General features: G+C 40.6%; 2 protein-coding genes and 1 pseudogene. All 3 read left to right on the top strand.

Translation table 11 applies throughout. The features are described from left to right. Window positions 1–409: pseudogene (locus BN202_RS08840) on the top strand (hypothetical protein); the annotation flags it as partial. A 9-nt stretch (window positions 410–418) separates the two neighbouring features. Beyond that, window positions 419–748 (top strand): hypothetical protein, encoded by a 330-nt coding sequence (locus tag BN202_RS08845; RefSeq protein WP_019220287.1) that lies wholly within the window; start codon window positions 419–421, stop codon window positions 746–748. Window positions 749–810: 62 nt separating this feature from the next. Then, the coding region (locus BN202_RS08850; RefSeq protein WP_034988135.1) for a lysozyme at window positions 811–1,092 on the top strand (282 nt) is incomplete at its 3' end.

Here is a 1,092-nt window from a genome sequence, read left to right on the forward strand (position 1 = left end):
TAGTTATACCGATCATGTATCAGATATGATGCTTGTAAATAAGTCATTATTAAGTGATGAAGAGTTTGCTTCTGCTCTGTATGGAAGCAATGACAAGACACATATTGTTGGCAAGAAAGCGCCAACTCCTAAGACTTCAGGAGGACATAAGGATACGGCAAATCGACGGATGATTTCTCATATCGGTTGTGAAGATGGTTGCGGTTATGTTTGGCAATTTTTATCGGGAACGTTTCCTATACCCATAAATCAGACGCAAAATACGTTTGAAATGAGAGCATTGTTAGGTGGTGGTAGCTGGAGTAATACAGCGGATAATGGGCATTTTGCTCGAGCCACCATGACAGTAAATGGCGGCAATGAACAAGTTTCTGCTCGAGGATGCAGCCGCTCACGTGGATTTATTTGAGAGGTTAAAATGTTTTCTTATCCAGAACATTTAAATAGCAAAGAAGATTATCTGAATATGCTCGAATTTGATAAGGCTGAAACGGTCAAAAGGCTAGAGATGCTTTTATCAACGCGTTTTTATTGGGTCTTTGTTAAAGAGCTTCAAGAAGGAGAAGAGGGGCTAGAAGATGATAGGCATAGGGTTTGTGTGACAACAGAAATATCCTCTGATCTGAAAGGAAATTTTGTAGCAAAGCGTTGTCAGTATGAATTACAAGAAAACGAATATGCGCCGCTTTTCCAACTTGGCTTTCGTGTTGAAGAAGTCGAACAGTTGATCAAAGAGCATAGCCAATAGAGATTATAGAATAGATTTTAATCCAGCCCCACTTCTGTGGGGCTTTTTTTATGGAGGATCAGATGAGAAAGATACCCACAGAAGGTTTAGAGCTTATCAAGCAATGGGAAGGCTTGCGTTTAGAGGCATATAGAGATGTAGCATGTATCTGGACGATTGGTTATGGCCATACAAGTAATGCTGGTCAACCGCTTGTCAAAAAAGGCATGTGTATCACCAAAGAGCAAGCAGAAGACATTCTTTGTGAAGACTTAAAGCAATTTGAGAAGACGGTAGAGGAAACGGTGACGGTTCCGTTAACGGATTGCCAATTCGCGGCATTGGTATCGTTTTGTTATAACGTA

It is taken from the genome of Bartonella florencae (assembly GCF_000312525.1).
GTDB classification, from domain to species: domain Bacteria; phylum Pseudomonadota; class Alphaproteobacteria; order Rhizobiales; family Rhizobiaceae; genus Bartonella; species Bartonella florencae.